At 56.8% G+C, this 4556-nt stretch carries 2 protein-coding genes and 2 pseudogenes; all 4 read right to left on the bottom strand.

Annotated elements, in window-relative coordinates; all coding sequences use genetic code 11:
* A pseudogene (locus tag Q0288_RS07200) lies at positions 1-458 on the bottom strand (hypothetical protein); the annotation flags it as partial.
* Positions 459-466: 8 nt separating this feature from the next.
* Entirely contained in the window at positions 467-1900 is a 1434-nt protein-coding gene (locus Q0288_RS07205) for a hypothetical protein (RefSeq protein WP_299429176.1), read from the bottom strand.
* A gap of 318 nt (positions 1901-2218) precedes the next feature.
* Entirely contained in the window at positions 2219-3709 is a 1491-nt protein-coding gene (gene pelF / locus Q0288_RS07210; protein ID WP_299429178.1) for a GT4 family glycosyltransferase PelF, read from the bottom strand.
* Between the two features lie 36 nt (positions 3710-3745).
* Positions 3746-4556 (bottom strand): annotated as a pseudogene (locus Q0288_RS07215) (hypothetical protein); the annotation flags it as partial.

A 4556-nucleotide genomic window follows, 5' to 3' on the forward strand; every position in this document is an offset into this window, starting at 1 on the left:
AGATCGGGCAGGAGCGGAAAACCCCGGTTGGCAAATACTGCCCCTATGCCCAGCCTTTCCCGCAACTGTGAGATCAGATCCAGCATGGCAAACCGATCCTGCGGGAACAGGGTAGCGGTATCGAGGGTATCCAGGAATAATCCCACAAACCCCTGAAGCATCGCCTTTTGCGCTTCGTCCAGTCGGCTCTTAACCCAATCGGGATGACCGGGGTCTACATAAACGGTATCCCAGTCCAGGTTACGGGCGTCGCGGTGCCAGGGCGAGGGGACGGGTTGGTCTTCGCCCAAACTCAAGTAGGCCAGAGGTTGGGTTTGCTGTCTACGCAAAAAGGTCAGTTCCTCTGGTGTGTAAGCCCAGGGCTGCAACACCACTTTTTGGTAGCGACACAACTGCTCTAGCCGACCCTGCCCATAGTAAAAAGCCAGTGGTCTTGCTTTGGTTGGCAGGGCATTCATCGTTCCGCCTACTGGTAGTTGCGAAGCTCACGCAAAACCGGCAAAGCCACCAACAACAAATAAATGGTAAAGACCCCAGATCCCAACAGATAACTCAAAGATTCATTAAGGGGCAGTAAGCCCTGCTGGGAAAGACCAAAGGCCGCAACATACACCGTCAGGGCCAGCATCATGCCCAACAATACCCGCAAGGTGCGGTTCATGGAGGTGAGGGTGAAGGCCACAAAAAAACCCAGACCAAGAAGAAAATTGGCTACCAGAAATATCTGGGCCTGCGAATCCTGGAGATTGAAAAAGGCAAGCGCCAGCAGGCTAAGTGCCAGCAAGAGCAGTCCATATGAGGCCAGCACGGATAAAAAGATGCGGTTAACATTGCGGGCAAACACACCTAGATCGTTGGTACTGGCCAGCAAGAGGCTCATGCGCTCCAGAAACACCCGCAGTTGCCACTCCAGCCCCCCCATGCTCAGTACCAGCGGAACCACCGCCAGACCCGATGCGATAGGGGTATTGGTAATCCAGTGCCAGAAAGGATTGAGGAACACAAAAATTGCGCTCAGCAACCCATACAGCATAAGCGGGAGGGTATCCAGCCAGTCGCCCCGCTGCAACACTTTCCAGGGGGAATGGGTGGTCTTGGCCCGGACTGTGATCAGGGCGGCCACAAAACCAAGCAGCACCGATACCATCATCACCATGGTCGTAGCGGCTGCACCCAGCACACCTGGAGCCAGCAGGAATAGCATCCCCGACAAAACCGCGGGTGAGGTAGCCGCCAGTAGCCACAGTTCACGCTTGTACAGAAGCAGGATTCCCGAGGCCATGTGGTAGGCCATCTGCAAAACCACCAGCGCCACCAACGCAAGGCTTCCTTGAATGATCGGGGGAATCAGGGCCGCCAGCCCCAACCCCACAAGCATCATCGTGCGCAGCAACAGGCGGGCCTCGGGCACAAAACCTCGACCCATCAACACATAAGCCAGGCGAATCATGCCCTGGCTCCACGACCAACCCAGGATGGCGGACAATATCAGTCCTAAGGTGGCTTCCTGGGCACCGACCCAGGCAAAAATCGCTGGATAAAACAACCCGGGCATCGCGTAAAACAGCCCATGCGAAAGCTCCCGAAGGGTATTGGAGAGCTTGTAAACCCTGTGCTTAGCTGGGGTGTGCTTGCGAGGCACAGTGCGAAAGAGGGTTTCGGCCAACTCGAATACGTTGGCGTAGCCGTAGCGCTCGAGCACCATCCGGTCGTTGTAGCCGTGTGCCTCCAACGCTGCTGCAATCTGTTGCGAATCCACCGAAGTTTCGCACACCGGCCCAAGGTGCTGCACCAACTGGGCCAGGCGGTTGGATGCAGTGGGCAGGGCCTTGCCCGTCCGAGTATAGCTGGGCAGTACCGCAACCCCCCGATCCTCAAAAAACTCAGTGCGCTGGCTCATGCCAACAAACCCCCCATACCGGTGGGGTGTGTCCCAAAATCGCACTGGCTCAACGGCCTTGAGGTTCTACCTATTTTTACCACCAGGGTCAACCACAGAAAATGAGCGCTGCGCAGTTCTTTGATTTTTATGCGTCCAGGTACTTTTTGCGAAAACCGCTCAAGGCTGCCCCGCAATAAGTTTGTGAAATCCATGAAGCTCGTAGGCCAGGCCGCACGACCACAGGCGCCGCACCCCGACACATGTCGAGTCTGATTCAGTGGTGAAGATTCTGTGGAAACCCCTGGCTTCATGAATCAACCTCAGGCAAGCCCATTTTCAGCTCCCCGAGGCTACCAGTAAATCACTCTCGGTTGGTGTCTTCGGTTCGGTAGGGGTCTTACGTGAATTCGAAGAAAAAACCACGTCGTGGTACATTTTGCGATAGTCGTTCAGAAAGCGCTCGAGGGTGAAGTACTTGAGCACCCTGGCCCGTGCCGCTTTGCCCATCTCGATGCGGCGATGGGAGTCAACCAGCAACTCAGTACAGGCCTCACCCATGGCCTGGGGGTCGCGGGCTGGCACCAGAATACCCGCATCGCCCACCGCTTCGCTGACCCCACCCACATCGGTCGAGACCGTGGCCCGTTCACACGACATGGCTTCAATTACGGCATAAGGGAAGCTCTCCGAGATACTGCTCAAAACTGCTACGTGCCCGGCCTGATAGCCCAGTGCAGCTGGGGAGATGCGGCCTTCGAAGGTCGCAGCCCCCTGCAAACCCAACTCCTCGATCAGCCTTTCGCAGCTTTCGCGGTAGCGCTCGTTGCCAGTGGGTGTGGGGCCAAACATCCGCAAACGGGCGTTGGGCACATGCTTTTTGGTATAGGCAAATGACTCGATCAGGGTGTGTAGATCTTTGAGCGGGTCAATACGCCCCACAAAGGTTAGCGTGGGAACTTCAGGCTCCCCTGCGGGCGGTGGAAACTGCCCTGGGTCAATCCCATTGTGAATGGGGCGAATTGAAGAGGGGAACGCCCCGTTGCGCTCCTCCCAGCGACGATTGTAATCCGATACCGGCACGATTAAATCGGCCATCCGGTATGCAGTACTCGATAGTAAACGGAAGAAGTTGAGAATCAGGGTCTGCACCGCCGGGCTGTATGGAGCCTGCAAATAGCTCAGATACCGCTCCCGCAAATAGACCCCGTGTTCGGTCAGGACAAAGGGCGTGGCATCATGCCATTTGCCCATCATCGCCACAATTGCCGCCGGGCCGTTGGAGACCGCGTGGTAGACGTTGGCTTTGGGGGGGATCATCCGCAAGGGTCGCAGCAGGTGCTCGAGCAACTGTGAGGCCAGCAGAGCATCCTGCAAGGTCAGGTTTGGCAACGGGCCGGATGCAGGGTCGTGCGGCTGGTGGCTCTTCCAGGCTTTGATTAGGCGTCCCAGCGAGGCTTCGCTCAGCAGGGCCGCGCCCAGATCGGCTTGCTGAGCATAGCCGGCCATGGCCCGCAAGGCCCACAGAAAATAGGTAGTACCCCAGTTGGGCTGGGTCAGGGCAGTCACGAAGCTGTGGTGTACCTGGTCAAACCAACGTGAAGAACGGTTCTTTGATCGCCCCCGCCGTACTGTGTTCCAAAGGGGAAAGTTGACCACGCCCTTCAGGTTTGGTGGCACAGGGTAGACATTGGTCTCCAGTCCATTGCCGGTAAGGGCAATCACCTCGAATTCGAAATTGCTCAGGCCTCGAATGAGTTGATCGCACCACACACTCACCCCACCCACAACAAAGGGATAGGTTCCTTCCGTGATTAGAGCAATCTTCATCGCTTTCCTCGAAGAACGTACTTGAGACCTGACAACTTATTCCGCCGGGGGAGTGTAACTGAAACTCCAGCTCTGCCCTCCAGAAAGATTGATTTTCGAAACGGTATCCCCCCCATACACCTGGCTAACCCCCTGCGTAGCCCCTGTGAAAAACAGTACACCCGACTGCCCCCCGGGCGCAGTGAATATAACCTGATTGGTGCTGCGATCCCAGGTAGCGGTAATACCTGCTTGCACCAGGTTGGTATGGCTGGTGCGTTCGGCCACATACTCGCCAATCTCGTCCCAGGAGGGGTTGAGCAGGGGGATGTTGTAGAACGAAGTATATTTCTCCATCAATCGGTTGAGGTAGTCAAACACCAGGCTGCGGCCTGGCGCGAACTCGCGCAGGTTGGCCTGGTGGAAGTAGTGCGAGGTGGCGCTGGTCTGTATGTGGTAGAGGGCCAGGTTGGTTTCCTGCTCGAGGATTTCCTCGTATGTGAGCGCTCGAGGCCAGAAGGGAAACTGTCCACCCGGGGCGTAGATGTAGTTGTAAAACGAGGTGGCTTCTTGCGGCGTGGTAACGGTGTAGGCAATATTGGTGGGCCAGACCGGGATCATCAGCAGGTTCTCGCGCAGGGGAATGCCACATATAGGGCAACGGGGACGGTGGCTGTTAACAGAGAAATTGCCGTGTATATAACGAATACCCAGTTCACGGGCACGATCAAGCAAATTGTTGTTCACACACATCAGCCCAAAGTCCTTGCGGGGCTCGTCTGCACCTGGGCCAGTTGATCCCGAAATGGCTGGGCACTCAGAGGGCAGGGCAGGCGGAATAAGGGGAGCCGGGGCCGGGCTCCGGTAC

The organism is uncultured Meiothermus sp. (assembly GCF_937863175.1).
Lineage (GTDB): Bacteria > Deinococcota > Deinococci > Deinococcales > Thermaceae > Meiothermus.

Excerpts from the sequence above, each read along its gene's own strand:
- Q0288_RS07205 (WP_299429176.1), bottom strand. The coding sequence starts at position 1,900 with ATGAGCCAGCGCACTGAGTTTTTTGAGGATCGGGGGGTTGCGGTACTG.
- pelF (WP_299429178.1), bottom strand. The coding sequence starts at position 3,709 with ATGAAGATTGCTCTAATCACGGAAGGAACCTATCCCTTTGTTGTGGGT.